The 24804-nt window shown below is 71.5% G+C and carries 21 protein-coding genes and 1 pseudogene; 17 read left to right on the top strand and 5 right to left on the bottom strand.

Translation table 11 applies throughout. The features are described 5' to 3' along the window. The first annotated feature begins 53 nt into the window (after positions 1 to 53). Together OG736_RS38200 and OG736_RS38195 are read left to right on the top strand one after the other, a co-directional pair. Complete coding sequence (locus OG736_RS38200) at positions 54 to 1304, top strand: sensor histidine kinase (RefSeq protein WP_327186497.1); 1251 nt, start codon at positions 54 to 56, stop codon at positions 1302 to 1304. Then, positions 1301 to 1945, top strand: a complete 645-nt coding sequence (locus OG736_RS38195) for a response regulator transcription factor (RefSeq protein WP_327186496.1) — start codon at positions 1301 to 1303, stop codon at positions 1943 to 1945. The genes OG736_RS38200 and OG736_RS38195 overlap by 4 nt, the downstream gene beginning before the upstream one ends. 65 nt (positions 1946 to 2010) lie before the next feature. On the opposite strand, the gene OG736_RS38190 is transcribed toward OG736_RS38195, so the two are convergent. Next, entirely contained in the window at positions 2011 to 3468 is a 1458-nt protein-coding gene (locus tag OG736_RS38190; protein WP_327186495.1) for an MFS transporter, read from the bottom strand. 167 nt (positions 3469 to 3635) lie between these two features. On the opposite strand from OG736_RS38190, the gene OG736_RS38185 reads away from it, so the two are divergent. After that, positions 3636 to 4091: a MarR family winged helix-turn-helix transcriptional regulator gene (locus OG736_RS38185; RefSeq protein ID WP_020127572.1), complete on the top strand. Its 456-nt coding sequence runs from the start codon at positions 3636 to 3638 to the stop codon at positions 4089 to 4091. Between the two features lie 73 nt (positions 4092 to 4164). Here the strand turns inward: OG736_RS38185 and OG736_RS38180 are convergent, their stop codons facing one another. Beyond that, entirely contained in the window at positions 4165 to 4644 is a 480-nt protein-coding gene (locus tag OG736_RS38180) for a hypothetical protein (RefSeq protein ID WP_327186494.1), read from the bottom strand. Positions 4645 to 4926: 282 nt separating this feature from the next. Between OG736_RS38180 and OG736_RS38175 the strand changes: the two genes are divergently transcribed. The 4 genes from OG736_RS38175 (at position 4927) to OG736_RS38160 (ending at position 9881) form a co-directional block, all read left to right on the top strand. After that, positions 4927 to 6048 (top strand): PP2C family protein-serine/threonine phosphatase, encoded by a 1122-nt coding sequence (locus OG736_RS38175; RefSeq protein WP_327186493.1) that lies wholly within the window; start codon positions 4927 to 4929, stop codon positions 6046 to 6048. Positions 6049 to 6143: 95 nt separating this feature from the next. Further along, positions 6144 to 6869 carry a response regulator transcription factor gene (locus tag OG736_RS38170; RefSeq protein ID WP_327186492.1) on the top strand — a complete coding sequence of 242 codons (726 nt, stop codon included), beginning with the start codon at positions 6144 to 6146 and terminating at the stop codon, positions 6867 to 6869. Then, positions 6866 to 8380, top strand: a complete 1515-nt coding sequence (locus OG736_RS38165) for a sensor histidine kinase (protein WP_327186491.1) — start codon at positions 6866 to 6868, stop codon at positions 8378 to 8380. The genes OG736_RS38170 and OG736_RS38165 overlap by 4 nt, the downstream gene beginning before the upstream one ends. Before the next feature lie 166 nt (positions 8381 to 8546). Next, entirely contained in the window at positions 8547 to 9881 is a 1335-nt protein-coding gene (locus tag OG736_RS38160; RefSeq protein WP_327186490.1) for a DUF3500 domain-containing protein, read from the top strand. Positions 9882 to 9935: 54 nt separating this feature from the next. Here OG736_RS38160 and OG736_RS38155 read toward each other — a convergent pair whose 3' ends face one another. Continuing rightward, positions 9936 to 11324, bottom strand: coding sequence for a glycoside hydrolase family 43 protein (locus OG736_RS38155; RefSeq protein WP_327186489.1), 1389 nt, complete (start codon positions 11322 to 11324; stop codon positions 9936 to 9938). A gap of 248 nt (positions 11325 to 11572) precedes the next feature. Here OG736_RS38155 and OG736_RS38150 point away from each other — a divergent pair, with 248 nt between their 5' ends. The 4 genes from OG736_RS38150 (at position 11573) to OG736_RS38135 (ending at position 15366) form a co-directional block, all read left to right on the top strand. After that, positions 11573 to 12994: an amidase gene (locus OG736_RS38150; RefSeq protein WP_327186488.1), complete on the top strand. Its 1422-nt coding sequence runs from the start codon at positions 11573 to 11575 to the stop codon at positions 12992 to 12994. 26 nt (positions 12995 to 13020) lie between these two features. After that, on the top strand, positions 13021 to 13239 hold the full coding sequence (locus tag OG736_RS38145) for an NfeD C-terminal domain-containing protein (RefSeq protein ID WP_314219917.1): 219 nt from the start codon (positions 13021 to 13023) through the stop codon (positions 13237 to 13239). Between the two features lie 154 nt (positions 13240 to 13393). Beyond that, positions 13394 to 14875, top strand: a complete 1482-nt coding sequence (locus OG736_RS38140) for an SPFH domain-containing protein (protein ID WP_327186487.1) — start codon at positions 13394 to 13396, stop codon at positions 14873 to 14875. Between the two features lie 44 nt (positions 14876 to 14919). Further along, on the top strand, positions 14920 to 15366 hold the full coding sequence (locus tag OG736_RS38135; RefSeq protein WP_327186486.1) for a type II toxin-antitoxin system PemK/MazF family toxin: 447 nt from the start codon (positions 14920 to 14922) through the stop codon (positions 15364 to 15366). Here OG736_RS38135 and OG736_RS38130 read toward each other — a convergent pair. Then, positions 15351 to 16217, bottom strand: coding sequence for a TIGR02452 family protein (locus tag OG736_RS38130; protein WP_327186485.1), 867 nt, complete (start codon positions 16215 to 16217; stop codon positions 15351 to 15353). The two genes, OG736_RS38135 and OG736_RS38130, sit on opposite strands and share 16 nt — an antisense overlap. A 308-nt stretch (positions 16218 to 16525) precedes the next feature. Here OG736_RS38130 and egtA point away from each other — a divergent pair, with 308 nt between their 5' ends. From egtA to OG736_RS38100, 6 genes and pseudogenes are all read left to right on the top strand, one after another. Continuing rightward, positions 16526 to 17827: an ergothioneine biosynthesis glutamate--cysteine ligase EgtA gene (egtA, locus tag OG736_RS38125; RefSeq protein WP_327186484.1), complete on the top strand. Its 1302-nt coding sequence runs from the start codon at positions 16526 to 16528 to the stop codon at positions 17825 to 17827. Continuing rightward, positions 17824 to 19194 (top strand): ergothioneine biosynthesis protein EgtB, encoded by a 1371-nt coding sequence (egtB, locus tag OG736_RS38120; RefSeq protein WP_327186483.1) that lies wholly within the window; start codon positions 17824 to 17826, stop codon positions 19192 to 19194. Before egtA ends, egtB begins: the two co-directional genes overlap by 4 nt. Continuing rightward, positions 19194 to 19985, top strand: coding sequence for an ergothioneine biosynthesis protein EgtC (egtC, locus tag OG736_RS38115; RefSeq protein ID WP_327186482.1), 792 nt, complete (start codon positions 19194 to 19196; stop codon positions 19983 to 19985). The genes egtB and egtC overlap by 1 nt, the downstream gene beginning before the upstream one ends. Next, positions 19955 to 20620: pseudogene (locus tag OG736_RS38110) on the top strand (L-histidine N(alpha)-methyltransferase); the annotation flags it as partial. The gene egtC and the pseudogene OG736_RS38110, both read left to right, overlap by 31 nt. A 245-nt stretch (positions 20621 to 20865) precedes the next feature. Further along, the gene (egtD, locus tag OG736_RS38105) at positions 20866 to 21846 is read left to right on the top strand and encodes an L-histidine N(alpha)-methyltransferase (RefSeq protein ID WP_327186481.1); all 981 of its coding nucleotides are present in this window, start codon (positions 20866 to 20868) and stop codon (positions 21844 to 21846) included. Positions 21847 to 22695: 849 nt separating this feature from the next. Then, complete coding sequence (locus OG736_RS38100) at positions 22696 to 23406, top strand: hypothetical protein (protein ID WP_327186480.1); 711 nt, start codon at positions 22696 to 22698, stop codon at positions 23404 to 23406. A gap of 933 nt (positions 23407 to 24339) precedes the next feature. Here the strand turns inward: OG736_RS38100 and OG736_RS38095 are convergent. Beyond that, positions 24340 to 24696 (bottom strand): hypothetical protein, encoded by a 357-nt coding sequence (locus OG736_RS38095; protein ID WP_327186479.1) that lies wholly within the window; start codon positions 24694 to 24696, stop codon positions 24340 to 24342. Between the last annotated feature and the right edge of the window lie 108 nt (positions 24697 to 24804).

Genomic DNA, 24804 nt, shown 5'->3' with positions numbered 1-24804 from the left:
CGGATAGACTCGGGCCCCCTGTTCGAACGGATCATCGTCCAAGGGGATCTGCCGTGTCCGACCGCGCTCCCGTCCACACCGCCGCGAGGGCGGCCCGCGGAAGCCGGCCGACCGCCGACCTCCTCGCCCATCTCACCTTCTTCGTCGTCGTGGGCGCCGGCCTGTTCCGGCTGGTGCAGCTGAGGATCGGGCTGTGCTGGGACATCGTGAGCGTCAGCGGGCTGCTGGCGCTGGTGTACGCGGGCGGGCTCGCGGCCGGTGAGCGGCTGGGCCGGATCGGCCGGCACCTGTGGGTCGTGGCGCTGCTGGCGCTGTGGACCACGCTGGTCCTCCTCGCGCCCGCGTCGCTCACCGCCGCCTATGTGTGGTGCGCGCTGCCGCTGGCCTGCGCGGCCCTGCGGGTGCTCGGCCGGCGGGCGGCCGGGGCGGCGGTCGGCGCCCTCTCGGTCGTCCTCGCCGGTCAACTCGTGCGCAGCGCGGGGCAGTTCGATGCCGAGCTGGTGCTGATCCCGGTGGCGGCCGTGTGGGGCACCGTCGCCCTCTACCGCGCCCAGCAGCGCGACGCGGCCGAACGGCTGCGGCTGGTGGAGGAGTTGCGGGGCACCCGGGACGTACTGGCTCGGCAGCAGCGGCAGGCCGGGGTGCTGGCCGAGCGGGCCCGGATCGCCCGGGACCTGCACGACACGCTGGCCCAGGAGCTCTCCGGCGGGGTGATGCTGCTTCAGGCAGCCGACCGCGACTGGGACGCGACGCCGGAGGTGGCCCGGACCCGGATGCGGGCGGTCGCCGACGGACTGCACGCCAATCTCGCCGAGACCCGCAGGATCATCCGCGATCTGACGCCGTCCGCCGTGGACGAGGCCGGTCTGGAGGGCGCGCTGCGGCTGCTGTGCGCGCGGGCGGAGGCGGAGGGCGCGGCGGCGCGGGTGCGGTTCCTCTCGGTGGGCGAGCGTCGGCCGGTCCTGGACGGGCCCACGGCGGCGACCCTGTTCCGGGTGGCACAGAGCACGCTGGCCAATGTCCGCGAACACGCGCGCGCGGCGGACGTCCTGGTCACGCTGCACGGGTACGCGGACCGGACGGAGCTCGAAGTGCGTGACGACGGCGCGGGGTTCGAGACCGGCCGGGTCGGCGTCCCCGCCCAGGCCGTCCGGGGGCTCGGCATCCCGGCCGCCCGGGCGCGGCTGCGGGAGTGCGGCGGGGATCTCGTCGTGGGCAGCGTGCCGGGGCGCGGCACATGCGTCCGGGCGACGGTGCCGGCCCTGGCGAAGAGCCGCCCGGCGGTTCAGGTGGCCGCCCGGTGAGCGGTGCGCCGTTGCGTCTGCTGGTGGCGGACGACCACGCCGTCGTCAGGGCGGGGCTGCGCGCGCTGCTGGAGGGCGAGCCGGATCTCGAGGTGGCCGCGGAGGCGGGGTCCGGGGAGGACGCCGTGCGGCTCGCGGCGCGACTGCTGCCGGACCTGGTGCTGATGGACCTGCGGTTCGGGAGCGGCGCCGGCATCGACGGGATCGAGGCGGTGCGCAGGCTCGCGGCCGAGGCGCCGGGGATCCCGGTGGTGATGCTGACGAGCTATTCGGGCCGGGCCGATGTGGTGCGCGCGCTGGAGGCGGGCGCCCGGGGCTATGTGCTGAAGGCGGGGCCGCCGGAGGAGCTGTTCCGGGCGGTACGGGGTGCCGCGGCCGGTGCGCTCGGGCTGGCGTCGGAGGTGGTGGGCGAGCTGGTCGCCCAGAACCCGGCTCCGGAGCGGGAGTTGAGCGGGCGGGAGGTGGAGGTGGTGCGGCTGCTCGCGGAGGGGCTGAGCAACCGGGCGATCGCCGAGGCGCTCTTCCTGAGCGAGGCGACCGTCAAGACGCACCTGGTGCGGGTCTACCGCAAGCTGGGTGCGGACAACCGGGCGGCGGCGGTGTCGGAGGCGGTACGCAGGGGACTGCTGGACCTGGCGTAGCGCGGCGGCCCGCAGCGGAGGCGGCACGGAGGGGGCGGCCTGCCGCGGTCGCCCCCTCCGGTGTCTCAGACCTTGGCCTGCTCGGGCGCGGCGCTCTGGTCGGTCGCGTCCTCGCCGGCCGCCGCGGCGCGGGCGGCGGGGATGACGGCGGCGATGGCCGCGGAGATCAGGGCGAGCGCGCCGCCGACCAGGAGCGCGGTGCGGAAGCCGTCCTCGGAGGCGAAGGTGTGGCCGCCCATGGTCGTGGTCATCTGGGAGAGGATCACGCCGATGACGGCGGAGCCGATCGAGGTGCCGAGCGACCGCATGAGGGTGTTGAAGCCGTTGGCGGCGGCGGTCTCCGTGAGCGGGACCGAGCTCATGATCAGGGCGGGCATGGCGCCGTAGGCGAGGCCCACACCACCGCTGGTGATGAGCGTGACCACCATGACGCCCCAGGCGGACCCCATCAGCGCCAGGGAGACGAAGTAGCCGGCGGCCAGCACCAGGGCGCCGCAGACCAGCGTGAACTTCGGACCGCGGGCGTTGGTGAGCTTTCCGCCGAGCGGGGAGATCAGCATCATCATCAGGCCGCCGGGCGCCATCCACAGACCGGCCGCCAGCATCGACTGGCCGAGGCCGTAGCCGGTGGCCTCAGGGAACTGGAGCAGCTGCGGCATCACCAGCATGCTCGCGTACATGCCGAAGCCGATGAAGACCGAGGCGAGGTTGGTGAGGAGCACCCGGGGACGGGCCGTGGTGCGCAGGTCGATCAGCGGGTCGGTGGTGCGCATCTCCCACACGCCCCACCCGACGAGGGCCACGACGGCGGCGGCGAACAGAGCGAGCGTGGTGCCCGAGGCCCAGCCCCAGTCGGCGCCCTTGGAGACCGCGAGCAGCAGCGAGACGAGACCGACGCCGAGGCCGATCGCGCCGGGCAGGTCGAACCGCTGGCCCTTGGCGCCGGCCGGGACGTCCGGGACGAGTACGAAGATCAGGACGGCGACGGCGGCGGCCAGGGCGGCGGAGCCCCAGAACAGCACGCGCCAGTTCGCGTACTGGGCGACCGCGGCTGCGAGCGGCAGGCCGATGGCGCCGCCGATGCCCATGGAGGCGCTGACCAGCGCGATGGAGCCGCTGAGCTTCTCGGCCGGTACGACGTCCCGCAGCAGCGCGATGCCGAGGGGCACCATGCCCATGCCCATGCCCTGGAGACCGCGCCCCACGATCATCGTCACGACGTCGGAGGCGAACGCGCACACCACCGAACCCACGATCAGCGGCACGGAACAGGCGAGCAGCATCCGGCGCTTGCCCAGCAGGTCGCCGAGGCGGCCGACGACGGGCACGCACACGGCGGCCACCAGCAGGGTGACCGTGATCACCCAGGCCGCGTTCGAGGACGAGGTGTCCAGGATCTGCGGCAGCTCGGCGATGAGGGGGGTGACCAGCGTCTGCATGATCGCCGCGGTGGTGCCGGCGAAGGCCAGCGTGGCGATCACGGCACCTGGGCGGGCCGTGGGCTGGAGAGCGGGGGCGCCCATGGGGACTCCTCGACTTGGGATGTGCGGTGAAGGTCCGCGGGAAGGGTCTGCGCGCAGCACGCGAAGGATGTGCATCGTACATGTCGTGTGTATCAAGCACATGCTGTGGCCCGTGCACAGCGGTGTGCCAGGATGGTGCGGGCGCACGGAAGCAGGAGGTCGGGCACATGGACACGCCGACACACGAGGTCGAGTACGAGCAGATGCTGCTCAGCCGCCACACGTTCCTGAACCAGCGGGGCGGTCGCCGCAAGAACAGCCTCATGGAGCGCAGCGCCTACATCCTGCTCAGCCGGATCCGGGTCCAGGGACCCATGTCGATCGGGGAACTCAGCGAGGCCTTCGGACTGGACGCCTCCACCCTGAACCGGCAGACCGCGGCGGCGATGCGGGCGGGGCTCATCGAGCGGATCCCCGACCCGGAGGGCGGGATGGCCCGCAAGTTCCGGCTCACCGACGAGGGCACGCGCCTGCTGGACTCGGAGCGCGAGGGGATCGTGGACATCCTGGACCAGGTGATGACCGACTGGCCGGACGAGGACATCGCCGCCTTCGCGGGCTATCTACGGCGCTTCAACTACGGCATCGAGGCCATCGGCGGCCGCCCCTGGCCACGCCCGTGACGGCGTGGCCGTTGCTGGCCGGATGACCTCGTCGCCGCCGCCGAGCCGGCCATGGCCGCAGGCGGCGGCGGTGTCACGACGCGCCGGGCGCCGCGCTCGGGCCCGTGGAGCCCAGCTGCCGGATGGTCCCGCCGAGCATGGGCCGGAACCGCGTCAGCATCTTCGGCTGCGCGCTGACGACCCAGCGGGAACCCACGAGGTACTGGCCCCCGTAGATGCTCGCGGACTCGAGCCACGCCTCCTTGTACTGCTCCTCGGGGAAGGTCGTGATGAGGTAGTCCGATTCCTCGGTGTGGCAGACGCCCTGGCGCAGCTCGTCCGCGTCGATGCGGATCTTGGCCGTGCAGCCGGTCAGACCGGCGATCACCTCGACCTTCGCCGGTGCCACGACGCCAGCCGCGGGAGCGGCGGTGACCGCGGTCGGCGCGGGTGTGCCCTTCTCGGCGGTCGCGTCGCTCCCGGCGCCGCTGCACGCGGTGGCGAAGGAGAGCAGGGCCAGGCTGCCTGCCAGTGCGGCACCGCGCACGAGGCGGGCCGTGGACTGCTGAAGCACGTACAACTCCGTGGTCGGCGCTCTTCCCGTCACCTGCCGTGGACGCGCCTGCCGACGGGCCCGTGGACGGGCGTTCGGCAAGGGGTACGGGTGGACACCGGCGCCCGTTCAGACGCCGTCTACCGTGCGCGGAACCGGCCCGGCGCCGCGCGGGACCGGGATGCGGTGGCCGAGGGCCGCCTCGTGTCCGGGACCGCAGTGAACCCCGGCCGGCATCACCACCCGCCCGGGCCGACGACCTGTCTAAAGTACAGAGAGATCACCACCTGCGCGGGAGTTCCCATGACCGGTCCCCGTCGGACGCGCCCCGCCGACGCCCTCGAAGCCATCGAGCCCCCGGGCAACGCCGAGACGGTCGTCGGTGTGCTGTCGGTGACGGTCCTCGTGGAGGTGCTCGGCGTCCTGTCCGGATCCGAGGTGTGGCTCCTCGGGCTGCTGGTCTTCCTGCCGGGCACGGCGTCGGCGCTGTGCACCGTCCAGCAGACGAAGTTCGTCGCCGCCTGGACCACCCTGTTCGTCACCCTCACGCTGCTCGTACGGGCCGACGACAACGGCGGGTGGCTCGACCGGGCGCTGCTGGTGCTGCTCACCCTCGCCCTGGGAGCCGCCTCCGTCTACGCCTGCCACCGGCGCATCGCGCGCGAGCACGAGATGCTGCGGCTGCGCTCCACCGCCGCCGCCATGCAGCGGCACATCCTGCACCCCCTGCCCCTGCTCACCGACGACGTGCTGGTCAACGGCGTCTACGAACCCGTGCAGGAGGACCGGCTCGTCGGCGGCGACATCTACGACGTCGTGGCCTCGCCCTTCGGCACGCGCGTACTGATCGGGGACGTGCAGGGCAAGGGGCTGGCCGCGGTGGGCGCCGCGTTCGCCGTCATCGGCGCCTTCCGTGAGGCGGCCCACCGGGAGCCCACGCTCACCGCGCTCGTCGACGCCCTCGACGCCGCGGTCGTCCGGCACAACTCCTACGCCGAGCAGACCGGCGACGACGAGCGGTTCGTCACCGCCCTGATCATCGGCGTCGACGCGGGCACGGAGGCGCAGGTCGTCAACTGCGGGCACATTCCGCCCCGGTTGGTGCACGACGGCGCCGTCACCACACCGGCGGTGGACACCGGCGTCCCGCTAGGTCTCGCCGACCTGGCCGCCGAACCCACCACGGTCGGGTGGTTCGCGTTCCCGGCCGGTTCCACGCTGGTGCTGACCACCGACGGCCTCACCGAGACCCGCGCCGACGACGGCACCTTCTACCCGGTCGACGAGCGTCTGATGAAGCACCTCGACCTCTCCCCCACCGAGCTGCCCCTGGCCCTGCACGAGGACGCCCGCGCGTACGCCGGGTACGACCGCCGGCACGACGACGTCGCCGTGCTGACCGTCCGCCGGTCACCGCGTCTCTGAACACGGCCGCCGGCCGTCCCATGGCGCGTCCGCCCCATGGCGCGCGCTCAGCTCGCGCACATGCTCCTCATGGTGAACGGAGAGAGGGTCGGGCCATGTCTGGCGTCCCCGGTACCCGTACAGGCACGGTTCGCGTGCTGATAGTCGACGACGAGCCCGAGCTCACCGAGCTGCTGGCCGCGGCCGTGACCGAGGCGGGGTGGCGGTCCTTCGCGGCGGCCGACGGGCGCAGCGCGCTGCGCATCGCGCGGGACTGCGCCCCGCACGTCGTCGTCCTCGACGGCATGCTGCCCGACGTCGACGGGGTCGAGGTGATGCGCAGGCTGCGCAGCGAGAACACCCGGCTGCCCGTGCTGATGCTCACCGCACGGGACGCCCTGGAGCACCGCATCGACGGGCTGTCGGCCGGCGCGGACGACTATGTGACCAAGCCGTTCTCCCTGGAGGAGGTCGTGTTGCGGCTGCGCGGCCTGCTGCGCAGGGCCGGCCCCGGCGAGAGCGCCGACCAGGGTCCCGTGCGGGTGCTGGGCGATCTCGTGCTGGCCGAGAGCACCCGCGAGGTGCGGCGCGGCGGAGTGCCGGTCCCGCTGACCACCAAGGAGTTCGACCTCCTCCGGTTCCTCATGAGCCACCCGCACCAGGTGCTCAGCAAGGCCCAGATCCTCGACCACGTCTGGAACGCCTCCTTCGACGGCGAGGGGAACCTGGTCGAGGTCTACATCTACGGACTGCGCGCCAAGATCGACAAAGGGCGGGCGCCGATGATCCGTACCGTGCGCGGCGCGGGGTACGCGATCAGGGCCGCGGACGAATGGGCATGACGGCCTGGTCGGGCCGGCTGCGCGGGGCGAGCCCGTCCGGCACCGGTCTGGGCCGGCGGTCCCTGCGCGTGCGCCTCGTGCTCTTCGTCTCCGTGACCCTGGTCGCCGTGTGCGCGGTCATGGCGCTCAGCACCGTCCTGGTCCAACGCGTCTATCTGCTCGGGGACCTGGACCAGCGCGTCACCGACGCCGCCGAGCGCAGCCAGGGCGGGTTGCAGCGCCGGACGGGCGGCGCGACGGATCTGGGGTTCCTCAACGAGCGCGGGCAGCCGGCCGGCACCCTGGCGGCCCGGTTCGCCGACGGGGAGATCATCGCCGCCGAGGTGGTGACCGAGGACGGCCGTCAGCGGGTCCTCACCGCCGCTCAGCGCGCCGCCCTGAAGGGGATCATCGCGGACGGGTCCCGGCACACCCGCGACCTCCCCGGCCTCGGCACGTACCGGCTGACCGCCCTCGGCGGCGACGGGGTCCCCGTTCTGGCCGGGCTCCCGATGGCCGACGTACAGCAGGTGATCGACCGTCTCGTCGTCGTCGAGGCGGCGATCGCCGCCGTCGGACTGGCCACCGCGGCCTGCGCCTCCGCCGTCGTCATACGGCGGCAGCTGCGCCCGCTGGGCCGGGTCGCGGCCACCGCCGCCGAGGTCGCCCGGGTGCCGCTGGACCGCGGCGAGGTCGCCGTCCTCGCCCGGGTCGCCGCGCGTGACACCGACCCCGGCACCGAGGCCGGCCAGGTCTGTGTCGTGCTCAACCAGCTGATCGACCACGTGGAGTCCTCGCTCGCCGAGCGCCGGCGCACCGAGGAACGCATGCGCCGGTTCCTCGCCGACGCCAGCCATGAGCTGCGCACCCCGCTCGCCTCGATCGCGGGGTACGCCGAGTACATGAACGGCGGCAACCGGACGATCGCGCCGGAGCTGGCCTGGCATCGCGTCTCCGCCCAGTCGGCCCGGATGACCGGCCTGGTGGAGGATCTGCTGCTGCTCGCCCGCCTCGACGAGGGACGGCCGCTCCAGCGGACCGAGGTGAACCTCGCGACGCTGGTCGCGGAGGCCGTCTGGGACGCGCAGGCCGCGGGAGGCGAGCACGACTGGCAGCTCGCGCTGCGCCTCGACGGCCCCGTGACGGTCGTCGCCGACCCGTCCCGGCTCCATCAGGTGGTGGCCAACCTGTTGGCCAACGCCCGTGTGCACACGCCGGCCGGCACCAAGGTCACCGTCGTCGTGGAGTCGCTGGAGACCTCCCGATGCGTGATTCGCGTACGGGACGACGGTCCCGGCATTCCGCCCGGCCTGCTCCCCTCGATCTTCGAGCGGTTCACCCGGGCCGACGGCTCCCGCTCCCGCACTCCCGGCGAGGAGGGCGGCACGGGCCTGGGCCTGGCCATCGCGGCGGCCCTCACGGAGGCGCACGGCGGCCGGATCGGCGTACGGAGCGAACCGGGGCTGACCGAGTTCTCGGTGACCCTTCCCACGGCCGGTCGGGCTGCCGTCCCGTCTTCCCCGCAACTCTGAGCGCTCTCACAGAACCGCAGTTCGGAGGGGGTGCGCAGGCCCCGTACGCACCGATGGCGACGGTCGTCCGGTCACCGCTTCAGGCCTGCCTCAGCCGGCTCCTCCAGAGTGATCACCCGGCGGCCGTTCAGCGGGAACGTGCCCCTGACGAAGGGAATCAGCGACGATGACCGAGCTCGACTCCGGTGAACCGACGGCCCACGAGACACAGTCCGAAGCCGGCCGCCGTGCTCACGCGAGCCGCCGCAACTTCATGCGCAAGGTCTTCTTCGCCAGCGGTGCCACGGCCGTCGCGACCATGGGCGGGGCCGGCGCCTGGGCCGCGCTGGCCGACGACGCCACCGCCACCGCCGATCCGAGCGCGGTGCCGAGCGGCGCGCCCAGCGGGGGTCCGGGCGGCGGTGCCGGGGGCCCCGGCAACCAGTCGATCACCGAGGACTTCTTCGGCCTCACCACCGACGGCAAGCGGGTCGACGACCTGTTCACGATCCACTCCACGGGCGTGAGGACCGCCCCGGTGATCGCCGCCGCGAACGCCTTCCTGGCCGGGCTCAGCGACACCCAGAAGACCTCGACGCAGTTCACGGTCCACTCCACCGAGTGGCGGCTGTGGAGCAACATCGACTCCTACGCCCGCCAGGGCGTGTCCCTCGCCGACCTGAGCGACGACCAGAAGGCCCTGGGTACCGCCCTGTTGAAGTCGGCGCTCAGCGCCGACGGCCTCGAGACCACCGAGAAGATCCGGAAGATCAACCAGGCGGCCGGCGAGGCCATCGGCAACACGAACTCCTTCAACGAGGACGCCTACTACTGGACCGTGATGGGCACCCCGTCGGCGACCGGGCCCTGGGGCTTCCAGTTCGACGGCCACCACCTGGTCATCAACTACTTCGTCCTCGGCGACCAGGTGGTGATGAGCCCCTGCTTCTGGGGTTCGGAACCGACCTCGATGGAGATCGACGGCGAGACGGTGACGGTCTGCCACGAGGAGGTCGTCGCCGGCCTCGCCTTCATCAACTCCCTCAGCGCGGCGCAGCAGGCGGTCGCCATCGAGTCGTCCACCAAGTCGAACGAGTCGATGAAGGCGGGCGCGTTCTCCGACAACGCGGTCCAGGAGTACACCGGCATCCGCGGCAACGCCCTGACCGCCGCCCAGAAGACCAAGCTCCTCGGCATCGTGCAGGCCTTCACCGGGCGGGCCAAGGCCGACGTGGCGAAGGTGACGCTGGCCGAGGTCCGCAAGCACGTCGACGACACCTACGTCACCTGGGCCGGCGGCACCGGCGACGACGACGCCTTCTACGTCCGCGTCCACAGCCCCGTCGTCTGGATCGAGGTCGACTGCCAGGCCCCGGGCCCCCTCGCGGGCGCCTACGGCGCCACCCAGGGCAGCGGCGCCACCCAGAAGCACGTCCACTCCGTGGTGCGCACCCCCAACGGCAACGACTACGGCAAGGAGCTCCTGCGGCAGCACTACCTGACGTCGCCGCACCACCGGTGAGGTGATGCCGGTGGACCGGACCGGGGCCCCGTCATCCCGGCCCGGTCCACTGGCTCAGGCCCAGGCGGTCGCCGCCACGAAGGAGCTGTCCTGGCGGAACAGGTCCGTGCCGTCGGGCTGTTCCACCCGGAGCTGGTAGTTGTAGTGGCGCAGGTAGTAGCCGGGGTAGTTGTACGACTCGAAGCGGACCGAACCGCTCACCGAGCCCGTCCGGGCGATGAAGGTGGCGTCCTTCGCGAAGGACGCCGTGCCGTCGTTGGCGTCGAAGCGGCCCCGGAAGGAGTAGTGGCGCAGGTAGTTCCCGGCGGCGTCGCGGAAGGAGTACGCGTTCGCGTCGGCGAGGCCCGCCACCACGGTGAAGGTCGACGCCTGCTTCTCGGCTGTGGTGCTGGAGCTGGTCACCACGGGCAGGTTGAGCAGGGCGGACTGCTCCTGCCAGTAGCGCGTGGTGTAGTTGCCGGACCGGAAGGAACGGGTGGCGTTCTTCGTGAGCGTGGGGCCACCGGTCACCGTCTCCTTGATGACCGTGAAGTGGCGTGCCGTACCGGAGATGCCGGGCAGCGCCTTGGGCGCGCTCCAGGTGGCGAAGGAGTCGTAGCTGTCGCTGTAGTAGTAGTTGCCGTCGCCGTAGCCGTCGAAGAAGATCCGCCAGGCACCGTTGTCGAGCTGGATGACGGACGGGCCCTCGCGGTAGCTGCCCCAGCCCGCCCAGTCGCCGGTCCTGGTGATCGTGTAGGGGCCGGCCAGGCTCGACGCCGTGCCGTACTCGATGTACTTCGCCGTCTCGTTCTTCGTGAACGCGTGGTAGGTCGAGCCGACCTTCACGATGTAGGTGTCGATGTGGTTCGACCCGATGCCGGACAGAGCGACCGGTGAACTCCAGGCGGTGAGCGCGGAGTTGGTGGCCTTCAGCAGATACGGGGTGAAGATCCACTCATCGCTGGTCACGGAGCAGGACACGATGATGTTGACGCTGCCGTCGCTGTCGACGAACCACTCCGGCGCCCAGGCGCGGGAGAGGTTGGCGATCGGGACCGTGTAGTCGTACAGGAACGTCCAGTTGACCCGGTCGGAGCTGCGGGCGAAGCCGATGGTGGTGCTGGCGTCCTGCCAGGTGTGGGTCGTGTAGGTGACGTAGTAGTAGCCGTTGGTGTGCTTGAAGACGCTCGCGTCGCGGATGCGGTTGCTCGGCGGGGTGTAGGCGGAGGACTGCAGCAGCCGGAAGTCGGTGGCGTCGTCGGACTGGTAGACGTTCACCGTTCCGTCGTTGCTGTTGAGGAACGGCACGATCGTGTAGCGGGTGGCCGAACCGGCGGCCGGCGCGGCGGCCAGGGCCGTGCCGAGCAGGCCGGGCGCCTCGCCGAGCACGAGTGCCGTGGCAGGCAGGACGGCCATCGCGCGCAGCAGGGCACGGCGGGACGGGGCGGGGGGACGGGTCGTCATGGCGGCTCTCCTACGGCTCAAGGTTCGAAATTCCGAACGCAGTTCGGAAAGTCGATCAGAAGGTAGGGGCGAGGCAGGAACACGTCAATCCTTTGCGCAGGAACGGACGATGCCTGTGGGACGTCTGTGTCGGGTCGGGCCGACGCCCTTGTGGCGGACGGGCCTGCCCCCTCCGCCCGCGTGCCGTTCCACCGCCGGGCCGCCAGACGTTACCGTGCGGTAGACATCGTCGTCCCGGAGGTGCCCGCATGACACCCGACCGTGCCGCAGGCCTGACGTCCACCGCCCGCGCGCTGGCCGAGGGCGAGGTGTCCTCCCGCACGCTCGTCGAGCACACCCTCGCCCGGATCGAGGCGAGCCAGGGCACCCTCAACGCCTTCCGGATCGTCCGGGCCGAGGCCGCGCTCGCCGAAGCCGAGGCGGCCGACAGGGAGTTGGCGGCCGGGGGCCGACGGCCGCTGCTCGGCGTCCCCGTCGCCGTCAAGGACGACATGGACGTGGCGGGCGAGCCGACCGCCTTCGGTTGTCAGGGCGTGCACCCCGCGGTCACCGAGGACGGCGAGGCGGTCCGCCGGCTGCGCGCGGCCGGGGCCGTGATCGTCGGCAAGACCAACACCTGCGAGCTGGGTCAGTGGCCGTTCACCGAGGGCCCGGCCTTCGGCGCGACCCGTAACCCGTGGAGCACCGAGCACACCCCGGGCGGCTCCTCCGGCGGTTCGGCGGCCGCGGTGGCGGCGGGTCTGGTGCCGGCCGCGCTCGGCTCGGACGGGGCCGGCTCGGTCCGCATCCCCGCCTCCTGGACCCATCTGGTCGGCATCAAGCCGCAGCGCGGCCGGGTCTCGACCTGGCCGCGCGGCGAGTCCTTCCACGGCATCACGGTCAACGGCACGCTGGCCCGTACGGTCGCGGACGCGGCGCTGCTGCTCGACGCGGCGAGCGGCAACCACGCGCACGACCCGCACCGGCCGCCCGCCGTCGACGCCTCGGCGGCGGTGGGGCGCGACCCCGGCCGGCTGCGGATCGCGCTGTCGCTGAAGCCTCCGTTCACCGCCGTACCCGCCCGGCTGCGGCCCGAGGTGCGCGCCCGCGTCCTCGAAGTCGCCGAGCGGCTGGCGGGCCTCGGGCACACCGTCGAGGAGGCCGACCCGCCGTACGGGCAGATCGGCCTCACCTTCGTACCCCGGGCGACCGCGGGCATCGCCGAGCGGGTCGCCGAGGCCCCGTTCCCCGCGCTGCTCGACCGGCGCACCCGGGGCGCCGCCCGGCTGGGCCGGCTGCTGGGCGGGGTCCCGCTGCGGGCGGCCCGGCGCGCGGAGGCCGTCCTGCACCGGCGTATCGGCGGCTTCTTCGAGAGGTACGACGTGATCCTCGCGCCGACGACGGCCGCTCCCCCGCCCCGCATCGGGGCCATGCTGCACCTGAGCGGATTCGCCACCGACCGCGCGATGATCGCCGCCTGCCCCTACGCCTGGCCGTGGAACGTGCTGGGCTGGCCCGGCGTCAACGTCCCCGCGGGCTTCGCGCCCGGCGGGCTGCCGGTCGGGGCGCAGCTGCTCGGCCCGGCGAACAGCGAGCCGCTGCTGATCTCGCTCGCCGCCCAACTGGAGGCGGAGCTGCGCTGGCACGAGCACTGGCCGCGGGAAGCGGTCGCGGACTCGCCGGCCGGATGAGCGGGTTCCGCCCGTACCCTGTGACCATGGACGATGCGTCGATGGTCGGGCTCATGGGGCGGGTCACCGGGACGATCGGGCCCGGACTCGTCGGCGAGGTGATCGTCCGGGTGCGCGGCGGGGCCGAACACTTCCTCGCGCACCCGGCGGACGGCACCGCCCGCATCGAGTCCGGCACGGTGGTGATGGTGGTGGAGCACCTGCCCCCCAGGACGGTCTACGTCACCCGGGCATACGACAGTTGAGCCCGTCCCGACGCAGGTGAGAGCCGTTCTGTACGTCTTCGGGAACGTAAGCGTCAAGATTGCAACAAGGATTCGCCGACGTCTTCAACCCTGACCCGGGCAGGCGCAGACTCCCTTCGTTCGGTGCCGAAAGGGCACCATCCAAAGGGGGCGTATGCCGATGGTTGTCGGCGTCGTTGCGGGGGTGGCGGTTGTCGCCGTCCTCGGTCTGATCGGTCTGTTCAAGATGATGTGGCGCGTCGCGGAACCCAACGAGGCACTCGTCATCTCCGGCTCCAACCACCGCACGGAGGGCCTCGAAGCGGGCATGGGTTTCCGCATCGTCACGGGGCGCGGGACGATGGTGATGCCCGGGGTGCAGGTGGTGCGCAAGCTGTCGCTCGACCTGAACGAGACCGAACTGCATGTGGACTGCGTGACGCACCAGGGCATCCCGCTCAAGGTGCGGGGCGTGGTCATCTTCAAGGTCGGCGACGACTTCGTGTCGATCGCCAACGCGGCCCGGCGTTTCCTCGACCAGCAGAAGCTGATGTCGGAGCGGGTGCACAACGTCTTCGCCGGTCATCTGCGGTCCATCGTGGGCGGGTTGACGGTCGAGGACATGATCCGCGACCGGGAGAAGCTCACCGGGCAGACGCGTGCCGCCTGCGGTACGGAGATGGAGAAGCTGGGCCTGATCGTGGACTCGCTGCAGATCCACGAGATCGAGGACCCGACCGGCTACATCAAGAACATGGCGATGCCGCACGCGGCGGCCGTGCAGCGGGACGCGCGGATCGCGCAGGCGGAGGCGAACCGTCTCGCCACGGAGGCGGAGCAGGCCTCGTTCGCCCGGATGGCGGAGGCCACCCGGGACAGCGAGATCCTCCAGGCCGGTTACCAGGCCGAGCGCGACAAGGCGGGCGCGCGGGCCCGTCAGGCGGGACCCCTCGCCGACGCCGCCTCCCGGCAGGAGGTCGTCGTCCAGGAGACGCGGGTCGCCGAACTCGAGGCGCAGCGGCGCGAACAGCAGCTCCAGGCGGACGTCCGCAAGCCCGCGGACGCCCAGGCCTACGAGAAGCGCACGCTGGCCGAGGCGGAGCGCGACGCGCGGATCTCGGCGGCGCAGGCCAAGGCGAAGGAGACGGAACTCGCGGCCGCCGCCGAGGCGACCCGGGTCAAGGCCGCCGCCGGCGCCGAGGCCGAGGCGACCAGGACCCGGGGCGAGGCCACCGCGGCCGCCACCCGGGCCACCGGTGAGGCCGAGGCCGCCTCCGCACAGGCCAGGGGTCTGGCGGCGGCCGAGGCGGCGAAGGCGCAGGGCCTCGCGGAGGCGGAGGCCATCAAGGCGCGGGCCGCCGCGCTGGCCGAGAACCAGGAGGCGGTCGTCGCCCAGCAACTCGCCGAGAACTGGCCGGAGATCGTGAAGGCGGGAGCGTCCGCGTTCGGCAACGTGGACAACATGGTGTTGCTCAACGGCGCCGACGGAATGGCGGACGTGTTCGCCAAGGCGCTCACCATGGGCGGGACGGGACTCGGTCTGGCCCGTCAGCTGCTCGCCTCGATGAACCAGAACGGGCCTGCCGCGAACGGGACTTCGCCACTCAACGGCGTGGCGAACCCGCCTGCGCAGCGGGTGCCGGTCGAGGAGAAGTGACCCGCTGACGACCTGGTCACGGGGGCTTCCCTTAGGGTGCCCCCGTGACCGCGTTTACCGATGAAGACGTCCCGGGCCGCTCCGGCCCCTCCGCCACCACCGAGGCCGACCCCCGCGAGGTCGGCCCGGTGCGCACCGAGTACTCCCCCGCGCACGACGGCGACCCGGACCCCGGCGAGATCGTGTGGACCTGGGTGCCCTTCGAGGAGAACGACGGCCGGGGCAAGGACCGCCCGGTGCTCGTCGTCGCCCGGGAGGCGGGCGGGACCTTCCTCGCCGTACAGCTGTCGAGCAAGCGGCACGACGGCGACCGCGAGTGGGTGCCGATCGGCAGCGGGCCCTGGGACCGGTCCGGGCGGGACTCCTGGGTGGACGTCGACCGCGTGCTGCGGCTGCACGAGGACGGCATGCGCCGTGAGGCCTGCGCGCTGGACCGGATGCGGTTCAACCTGGTCCGGCACCGCCTGCACGAGCGCTACGGCTGGACCTGAGGGCTCTTCCGATCGAACACCCGCTCGAAAGCGGCCAGCACCACGTTTCCCGGCGTCCGGTCCAGCACCCCGAACACCACATGCTCGAACCTGCGCTCGAACCGCCCCCCGGGACCGAGCAGCGCCCGGAACGCCCCCGCCACCTGCGCGGGGTCGTTGCGGAACACCCCGCAGCCCCACGCGCCCAGCACCAGGCGCCGGTAGCCGTGCGCGGCGGCCGTCTCCAGGACCCTCCCGGCACGGACGGCCAGCGCGCCCGGCAACTCCGACACGCGCTCCGGGGCGGTCCGCAGCACCACTCCCGCGTTCGGGGCGGCGGCCGTCAGGAAGCCGGCGCCGTAGGGCTCGTCGAGCAGACGGCCCCGGTCGTCACGGAAGACGGGCACGGCCGGTGAGTGGATGACGCGGTCCGTGTAGAACGGGTCGCGGTGGGCGCGGTGGTGGTCGTAGAACTCCCGGGCCTCGAGCAGGCACGTGTACAGCGCGGAGGCCCGGCACAGGGCCTCCTCCTGCGCCTGGGCCCCGTTGAGGTAGCCGCCGCCGGGGTTGCGGGCGGAGGCGAAGTTCAGCACGGCGACCGGACCGGCGCCGGCCAGCCTGCGGGCCGCCTCCAGGCTGCTCTCGCCGGTGACCTCGACCGACGTGTCACCGACGTGGTTCGCCCGCGCCGGCGAGTCCACGGCCGGCCCCTCCGGCACCTCGACCGGTCCCGGTCCCGCCATCCGTGTCCCCGCCCGAGCGGCCTCGATCGCCGTGGAGAGGGACACCTCCCGCCCGTCGGAAGCGCGGTAGCGCCCCGCCGCGACGATCTCCTCCGTCTCCCGCGCGATGCCGCGCAACCGCGCGCTCATGGCGCCACCCCCGTGGACTCCATGGCCGTGCGCCGCACGGTCTCCCGCGCCCCGCCCGCCTCCCCCGTCGTGCTCATACACGCATCGTGAGCGATCCTGGACATCGCGTGCAACAGGGTTTTCCGGGCCGGGAAGCGCTCCGCGGACCGGTCGGGAACGCCTGGAGAACAGCTCGAACTCGGTCCCGAATGTACGGTTGTGTACCCTTGTGCGGATCCGTTCGAGGGTTTTGGGTGGGACGAGCGATGCCTGTCCGGCCGCACCGAGGCCGGACCGGTGGCATGGTGGAATCTCAGGAGGATCCCGACATGTCCGACTCAGTCAGCGACTGTACCGACGAGACCCCGACCCGCAGCGCCCTCACCGAAGCCGAGGTGGAGGCCCTGGTCAGGGGCATCTGTTTCAAGACCGGACCACCTCGCACCGTCGGGGTCGAGGTGGAATGGCTCGTTCACGAGCTGCGCGAGCCGCGGCTCCCCGTCACACCCGAACGACTCGAAGCGGCCTACGCCGCACTGCGCACCCTGCCGTTGAGCTCACCGCTCACCGTCGAACCCGGCGGCCAGCTGGAACTGAGCTCGCCGCCCGCCGCCTCCCTGATGGAGTGCGTGGGCACCGTCTCCGCCGATCTGACCGCCGTCCGCGCGGTCCTGGCCGAGCAGGGTCTCGCCCTCTCCGGCCACGGCACGGACCCCTGGCGCACACCCCGCCGGTTCCTCCACGAGCCCCGTTACGACGCCATGGAGGCATGCCTCGACCGCACAGGCCCGGCCGGCCGCGCCATGATGTGCACCTCGGCCTCCGTGCAGGTCTGCCTGGACGCCGGGTACGAGGAGCCCGGCCCCCTGGGGCACGGGCGGCGCTGGTTGTTGTCGCACACCCTGGGCGCCGTACTGGTGGCGGCCTTCGCCAACTCCCCGCTGCTCGGCGGCGCCCCCACCGGCTGGCGTTCCACCCGGCAGCTGCTGTGGACGGAGATCGGCGCCGGCCGCGCGGGCGGACCGCCGCTCGACGGCGATCCGCGCACGGCCTGGGCCCGGCACGTGCTGGACGCGCCGGTGATGTGCGTCCGGCGCGACAGCGGGCCGTGGGAGGTACCCGACCGGCTCACCTTCCGGCAGTGGACCCGGACGGGAGCAGCGACCCGGGAGGACCTCGACTACCACCTCACCACACTGTTCCCGCCGGTCAGACCCCGCGGCCATCTGGAACTGCGCATGATCGACGCGCAGCCCGGCGACGACGGCTGGATCGTGCCGCTCGCCGTGACGACGGCGCTCTTCGACGATCCGGAGGCCGCCGAGAACGTCTATCGCGCGGTGAAGCCGCTGGCCGAGCGGGCCCAGCCGCTGCCGGCCCCGCACAATCCGCTGTGGATCGACGCGGCCCGGTACGGACTGACCGACCCGGAACTGCACGAGGTCGCGGTCACCTGCTTCACCACGGCACTGCGGGCGCTGCCCCGCCTCGGCGCCACCGAGGCGGTGACGGACGCCGTGTCGGACTACCTCGAGCGGTACGTCCTCCAGGGCCGCACCCCCGCCGACGACCTGCTCGACCGCCTGCGCGGCACGGACACCCGCGCGTACGGGAAGGACCTCCGCACATGACCGACCCCGCCCTGGACACCGGGCAGGCGCTGGACGCCGTTCCCGACCTGGACGACGGCCCCGGCCTGGACGCGGACACCCTCCGCACCCGGGTGCTGGCCTCCCTCACCACGGCCCGGGAGCGCACCACGCTCCTGACGAGCTGCGTCGAGGAGCCCGACCTCACCGCCCAGCACTCCCCCCTGATGTCCCCCCTGGTGTGGGACCTCGCGCACATCGGGAACCAGGAGGAGTTGTGGCTGCTGCGCACGGTGGCCGGCCGTGAGGCGATGCGCCCCGAGATCGACGGCCTGTACGACGCCTTCGAGCACTCGCGTGCCGAACGGCCCTCCCTGCCGCTGCTGCCGCCGGGCGAGGCCCGCCGGTACGCAGCGGAGGTACGCGGCCGGGTGATGGACGTGCTGGAGTCCGCCGACTTCGGCGGCACCCGGCTGACGGAGGCCGGATTCGCCTTCGGGATGATCGCGCAGCACGAACAGCAGCACGACGAGACCATGCTGATCACCCATCAGCTCCGCGCCGGCCCGCAGGCCCTCACCGCGCCCGACCCGGATCCGGTGCCGCTGTTCACCGGCCCGGCCGAGGTCCTCGTGCCCGGTGGCCCGTTCACCATGGGCACCTCCGGTGAGCCCTGGGCGCTGGACAACGAACGGCCGGCGCACCGGCGCGAGGTGGCCCCCTTCCACATCGACACCACCCCGGTGACGAACGGCGCGTACCAGGCGTTCATCGAGGACGGCGGCTACGACGACGAGCGCTGGTGGACGAAGGAGGGCTGGTCGCACGTCCGCCGCAGCAAGATCCACGCGCCGCTCTTCTGGCACCGGGACGGCGGACAGTGGCTGCGCCGGCGCTTCGGGGTCACCGAGGTCGTACCGCCCGACGAGCCGGTACTGCACGTGTGCTGGTACGAGGCCGACGCCTATGCCCGCTGGGCCGGACGCCGACTGCCCACCGAGGCGGAGTGGGAGAAGGCGGCCCGCTTCGACCCGGCGACCGGCGGCTCGACGCGCTACCCGTGGGGCGACGCCGACCCCGCCCCCGAACACGCCAACCTGGGCCAGCGCCACCTGCGGCCGGCCCCGGCGGGCAGCTACCCGGCCGGTGCGTCCCCGCTCGGGGTGCGGCAGTTGATCGGTGACGTCTGGGAGTGGACGTCCAGTGACTTCCTTCCCTACCCCGGCTTCCGCATGTTCCCGTACAAGGAGTACTCGGAGGTCTTCTTCGGCCCCGAGTACAAGGTGCTGCGCGGCGGTTCGTTCGCGGTGGACCCGGTGGCCTGCCGGGGTACGTTCCGCAACTGGGACTACCCGATCCGGCGGCAGATCTTCTCCGGGTTCCGCACGGCCCGCTCAGGGGCAGTCTGATGTGCCGTCACCTCGCGTACCTGGGGTACGCGGAGCCGCTCGGGCGGCTTCTCGTGGAGCCCGAGCACAGTCTGTGCCGACAGTCGTGGGCGCCCCGCCGGCATCGGTACGGGACCGTCAACGCCGATGGTTTCGGGGTGGGTTGGTACGCCGAAGGGGATCCGGTGCCGGCCCGCTACCGCCGGGCCGGGCCCATCTGGGCGGACCTGTCCTTCGCCGACCTGGCCCGGGTCGTCCGCAGCCGGGCGCTGCTGGCCGCCGTACGGGACGCGACGCTGGCCGGCGCCGACGCGGAGGCCGCGGCGGCGCCGTACGCGGCCGGGACCTGGCTGTTCAGCCACAACGGGGCGGTCGCGGGCTGGCCGGGCTCACTGGAGTCGCTGACCGGTTCGCTGCCCGCCGCGGACCTGCTGTCGATGGAGGCGCGCAACGACTCCGCGTTCGTCTGGGCGCTGGTCCTCGCCCGGCTGCGCGCCGGGGACACCGGAAGCCAGGCGCTGGCGGACACGGTGCTCGAGGTCGCCGCGTCGGCTCCCGGCTCGCGCCTCAACCTGCTCCTCACCGACGGGGAGTCCATCACCGCCACCGCCTGGGGCGACACCCTCTGGTATCTGGCGGAGCCCGGCCGGGGCACGGTCGTGGCCTCCGAACCGTACGACGACGATCCGCGCTGGCAGGAGGTCCCCGACCGCACCCTGCTCGCGGCGAGCCGCGCCGACGTCCTGCTCACCCCGCTCAAGGAACCGAGCACCGACACGGCATCCGCACCAACCGAGGAGACCGGCACGTGAGCCCGTTCCACATCACCCGCACCCTCCCCGAGGACGCCACGGACGCCGCGCTGCGCGCCGACGTCCAGCGCGGCCTCACCGACACCCCGAAGACGCTGCCGCCGAAGTGGTTCTACGACGCGCACGGCAGTGAGCTGTTCGAGCAGATCACCGAACTGCCCGAGTACTACCCGACGCGCGCCGAGCGCGAGATCCTGGTGGACCGGGCCGGCGAGATCGCCGCGGCGGCCCGTGCCCGCACGCTCGTCGAACTCGGCTCGGGCTCCTCGGAGAAGACCCGCTATCTGATCGACGCGCTGACCGGCCTGGACACGTATGTGCCCGTCGACGTCAGCGAGAGCGCCCTCACCCAGGCCGGGCAGGCCCTGATCGCCGAGCGGCCGGGACTGAACGTGCACGCCCTGATCGCCGACTTCACGGCGGCACTGGCACTGCCCGCCACCCCGGGGCCGCGCCTGGTGGCGTTCCTCGGCGGCACGATCGGCAATCTGCTGCCGGCCGAGCGCGCGCTGTTCCTCGCCTCGGTGCGCGCGCTGCTCGCGCCGGGCGACGCACTGCTGCTGGGCACCGACCTCGTCAAGGACGAGCGGGTGCTGGTGCGGGCGTACGACGACGCGGCCGGCGTGACGGCCGCGCTATGTGGGTCGTTCATCCTGTCCGTTGTCCGCACCGCAAGGCCCACTCGCGTGCCCAAACCCAGGCAGAGCAGCCGGATCAGTAGGGGAAGAACTCGGCCTCCTTCCCGGCCCCGTCGGTCATCCCGGGCAGCCAGCGGCCCGGTGATGGGGAGGGTGCCTGCTGCTGCCGGCGTTGCGCGCTCGACAAGGAAACTGCGATCCCGGCACTCCGCCGATGTGGCGTCGACCGAAGAGAGGCACGCATGAACGAGAACCGGGCCTATGGCTACACCGACACTCTCGAGGCCGAGCACTACGCCAAGGCACTGCGCGCCGACATCAGCGACGGGCTGACCCGCACCCCGAAGTCCACGGCGCCCACGTGGTTCTACGACGCCCGGGGCAGCGAACTCTTCGAGGAGATCACCCAGCTCCCGGAATACCCCTTGTGGCGAGCGGAACTGGGATTGCTCCAACTCCATGCCCAGGACATCGGCGTGCGGACGGGAGCCCGCAGCCTTGTCGAGCTCGGGTCCGGGAGCTCAACGAAGTCCAAGCTGATCATCGAGGCACTGGGGCCGAGCAGTCTGCACTACGTCCCTGTCGACGTCAGCGCGGACGCGCTCCATCAGGCCAGCGCCCAACTCGTCCAGGACTACCCGGGGATCCGTCTGCACGCCCTGCGCGCCGACTTCACGACTCCCCTCGTCCTGCCGGCGCTGCCCGAGAACGGCCCACGACTCATTGCCTTCCTCGGCAGCACGCTTGGGAATTTCCGGCGACCCGCCCGTGGCCCGTTCCTCCGCGGGCTCCGAGACATCATGCGTCCCGAGGACTTCCTTCTGATCGGCGCCGACCTGGTCAAGACCGAGCAGGAAATGACTGCCGCCTACGATGACGCTCAAGGCGTCACGGCTGCGTTCGACAAGAATCTGTTGCACGTCTTGAACCGCGAACTGAACGCCGACTTCGACCCGGACGCCTTCGACCACGTATCGGTGTGGAACGGCACGGAAAGCCACATCGAAATGAGGCTGCGCAGCCGAACAGAACAGCTCGTCAAGATTCGAGACCTCGACCTGGCAGTGCACTTCGCACGCGGAGAAGAATGGATCACCGAGCGGAGCGCGAAATTCACGCAGGACGGACTCCAGGAAGAAATGACTGGAGCGGGTCTCCGTACGAATCAGCTCTGGGCCGACACCAACGCCGGCTTTGCACTCATTCTCGCCACCGCTCGCTGAACAAGCTGGTGCACGATTCTCTATGAACCCAGATCGCTGCTCTGCTGACGGGACAGCAGAGCAGCGACTGCTGGTAAGACGCGTGCTCGCGACCCCAACTTCAACGGCCACATCGACCGGCAGGATCCTGCCATTCGGTGGCTGATGATCGGCGCACGGCGCGGTCTCTCACCGCCAACTACGCACGAGTGCGGCAACCCGTCGTTCGAATTCATCTTCGAACGCGGCGTCAGGGGATCACCCGTATGGGGATTCCCGGGACAACGGAGCAGGTCTTCGGATGATCCTTAAATCGGATCCGATCCTTGCCCGGCCCCCTGGTTTACGGCGGGGGCTCCGCTGTGCGTGATTGCCGCACGAAAGGTGTTGCCCATGCCTGCACTCTTCTCTGACGGCAGTGAACCACCCCAGCCTCCCACCGTGTCACCGACGGCGGTTGCCTTCCGGGCCGCTGACGGCCGGACGCACACCTTCAGGCTGGCCGAACTACCGTGCCCCGCCCTGCACTTGGAGATGGCTAAGGGCCTGGCCGGGGTACTGAAGTCGGTAGGCGCACTGCCCACGGCTCAGGCGTACTTCTCCACCGTACGGCGCTTCCTGGCTTTCCTGGACTCATTGGGCGAACCACTGGATTCGCTGTCGTCCCTGCGCGAACGGCATCTTGGGCAATACGTAACCATCCGGAGGACAATGACTTCCGCGGGCGCCTGCTACCAAGACATGACTTCGCTGTGCAGGCTCCTGCGGAACGCACCATACGGCAGCCTGTCTCCGGAGGTCGGAACTCTAATTACCACCCGGGGTCGCCTTCCCTTCACTCGACCGGGCTCGAGACTGCCTACGCACCTCTTGCGGCCAGCCCTGGAACAACCCGTTTCTTACCTCACTCGCAACGAGTTCGAGCAACTCATGGGCGCGGCCGCAGGTGACGCTGTCGCCGTGCGCGACCGAATTGACCGAGGCGACAGCCTGCTGGCGGCGTACCGGGCCGACCCGCCCAGTTCGGCCTGCACCGACGTGGAGATCGAAAGTCTCGACCTCCACGTCCTCGATCTCTTCGACCGGACCGACAGCCCGGCCAAGAGAGCCGACGTCGCCCGAGGTCTGTTCCTGACCAGGGAAGACTTGGCACCACTGCTTGTACTGGGAACCGGGCTGTCCGGGCTCCGCCCCTCCGAGCTCCTGAATCTTCCCGCCTCACACCAGCATGACACCGTCCGGGGCACCGTAACCATCAGAGTTCCGGACCACCGACACGGAGGCCACGCCAACCTTCGATGGGAGCTTCGGGCGTCCGACGATCAGCCCTTGGGCCCCGGGGACCTCTACCTGATGGTGCACCGGCTCACCGAACGCGCACGCCGGGCGTCGGGCTCTGACCGGCTGTGGTGCCTGTGGTCCCTCACAGGTCCCGGCACCATGCCACCGCGTTCGGTAGCCCCGCTGTTGAAGGAGTGGGCCCACCGCCACCGCCTGTCCGACGACGCCGGTCTGCCGCTGGAACCGACCCTGCTCCAGGTGCGGCGCGCGTACGCTTCGCTACTGGCCAGCGGCGTCTGATCCCCGGTTTCAGCAGCAGCCCGATCCACCGATCCTTCCCAACCGCTGCGACAGGCATCATGAGTGACACACGATGGCGGGTCTTTCACACCCTCCGCGGCCTGCCCCGCCCCCAAAGCGGGGACCCGCTGCTCGACACGCTGTGGGACCTGGACGAGTGGCTTGACAACCACGACATCCTGGACCGGCAACCGTACTTGATCAGCCCCGACGGCCGGTACGACATCCAGCTCAACCACATTTCCATGACCTCGCCGAGTCCAACCCCGGGCACCGCCAGACCTACCGGATGGTCTTCGGTGACCCCCTGAACTGGGTTCGCATCAGACTCGGCCAGCGGTCGGTCACCACGACCGTGAAATATCTGCACACCCTCCAGGAACTGGAGATGCAAACCCGCATGGCCCTGATCCCTGACAGTTGGGAACCCGTCGCCGCTGCGGCTGCCCAGCCCGCCTCCGAGAACACGGCAGACTCCGGGGGCGCGGCATGAAAGAGCAAGTCTCCCGACAGCCCCGCCTCGCCCCTACTGGGCCTGGCCGTAGCTCCGCGATGCCCTCGGGGCCGTACGAATCCGTACCAGTCAAGCACAGCGAGCAGGGTGCGCTGACGGTGCCGTTCACCGGCGAGGATGGTCGCACAAAGGAGTACGACTTCACTCGGCTGCCATTGCCGCGTATGCACAGGGACCTCGCGATCGCGTTCGCGGCCCGGACCGGGCCGACTGGCACTCTTCGGACCAAGTCCAGCGCCAACAGCGCCTATCTGGGAATCCGCCGGCTACTCGCCTTCCTCGAGTCCTTCCATACACGGCCCACTACCCTCGGGGAACTCACGCCCCGACACCTGGAGCGCTATCGCCTCGAGCGCTTGAAAACCGTGAAGGTCGGCCCCGTGGGCATCGAGTTGGCCCTCCTGCGCATGGTGCTTGCGTCAGTCACCCCTGACACAGAGTTGTCGCCTCAACTCCGCGAGTTCCTGCGGCAACCCGGTCACCAGCGAAACGGTGCCAAGGCCGTCGGCAGGTCCGGCTACTCGGACCGAGAGTTCCGAGCACTGGTCACAGCCGCTCGCAGCGACGTGGTGGGCATCCGGGAACGTATTCGGGTCGGCGAAGACCTCTTGCAGACCTTCCGGAATGCCCCTGAAGACCTCGGCCCCGAGGACCGCATCTTGGCTGCCCATCTCGACGAGATGGACCAAACCGGCCGTATCCCCGACGTTACCTGGACCACCCGCCTCACACAGCGGGTGCAGCACCGCTTCGCGCGCGTCGCCCTCGCGCGGCATCTCTACCTCACCCAGGACGACCTGGCGCCCATGACGAGGTCGGTGCGTCCGAACTGCTGCTCCTGCCGGAGCAGCCCACCACGGCTACCCCCGGCATCAGCGACGCCG

The organism is Streptomyces sp. NBC_01334, from assembly GCF_035983595.1.
Lineage (GTDB): Bacteria > Actinomycetota > Actinomycetes > Streptomycetales > Streptomycetaceae > Streptomyces > Streptomyces coriariae.
Note: the sequence above shows the minus strand (reverse complement) of the source record. Positions and strands in the feature narration are given on the sequence as shown.

Bases quoted from the DNA above. Each gene is read 5' to 3' on its own strand.
- OG736_RS38190 (WP_327186495.1), bottom strand. From the start codon at position 3,468: ATGGGCGCCCCCGCTCTCCAGCCCACGGCCCGCCCAGGTGCCGTGATC.
- OG736_RS38185 (WP_020127572.1), top strand. From the start codon at position 3,636: ATGGACACGCCGACACACGAGGTCGAGTACGAGCAGATGCTGCTCAGC.
- OG736_RS38175 (WP_327186493.1), top strand. From the start codon at position 4,927: ATGACCGGTCCCCGTCGGACGCGCCCCGCCGACGCCCTCGAAGCCATC.
- OG736_RS38170 (WP_327186492.1), top strand. From the start codon at position 6,144: ATGTCTGGCGTCCCCGGTACCCGTACAGGCACGGTTCGCGTGCTGATA.
- OG736_RS38165 (WP_327186491.1), top strand. From the start codon at position 6,866: ATGACGGCCTGGTCGGGCCGGCTGCGCGGGGCGAGCCCGTCCGGCACC.
- OG736_RS38160 (WP_327186490.1), top strand. From the start codon at position 8,547: ATGACCGAGCTCGACTCCGGTGAACCGACGGCCCACGAGACACAGTCC.
- OG736_RS38155 (WP_327186489.1), bottom strand. From the start codon at position 11,324: ATGACGACCCGTCCCCCCGCCCCGTCCCGCCGTGCCCTGCTGCGCGCG.
- OG736_RS38150 (WP_327186488.1), top strand. From the start codon at position 11,573: ATGACACCCGACCGTGCCGCAGGCCTGACGTCCACCGCCCGCGCGCTG.
- OG736_RS38145 (WP_314219917.1), top strand. From the start codon at position 13,021: ATGGACGATGCGTCGATGGTCGGGCTCATGGGGCGGGTCACCGGGACG.
- OG736_RS38140 (WP_327186487.1), top strand. From the start codon at position 13,394: ATGCCGATGGTTGTCGGCGTCGTTGCGGGGGTGGCGGTTGTCGCCGTC.
- OG736_RS38130 (WP_327186485.1), bottom strand. From the start codon at position 16,217: ATGAGCGCGCGGTTGCGCGGCATCGCGCGGGAGACGGAGGAGATCGTC.
- egtA (WP_327186484.1), top strand. From the start codon at position 16,526: ATGTCCGACTCAGTCAGCGACTGTACCGACGAGACCCCGACCCGCAGC.
- egtB (WP_327186483.1), top strand. From the start codon at position 17,824: ATGACCGACCCCGCCCTGGACACCGGGCAGGCGCTGGACGCCGTTCCC.
- egtC (WP_327186482.1), top strand. From the start codon at position 19,194: ATGTGCCGTCACCTCGCGTACCTGGGGTACGCGGAGCCGCTCGGGCGG.
- egtD (WP_327186481.1), top strand. From the start codon at position 20,866: ATGAACGAGAACCGGGCCTATGGCTACACCGACACTCTCGAGGCCGAG.
- OG736_RS38095 (WP_327186479.1), bottom strand. From the start codon at position 24,696: ATGCCGCGCGAGGGCGACGCGCGCGAAGCGGTGCTGCACCCGCTGTGT.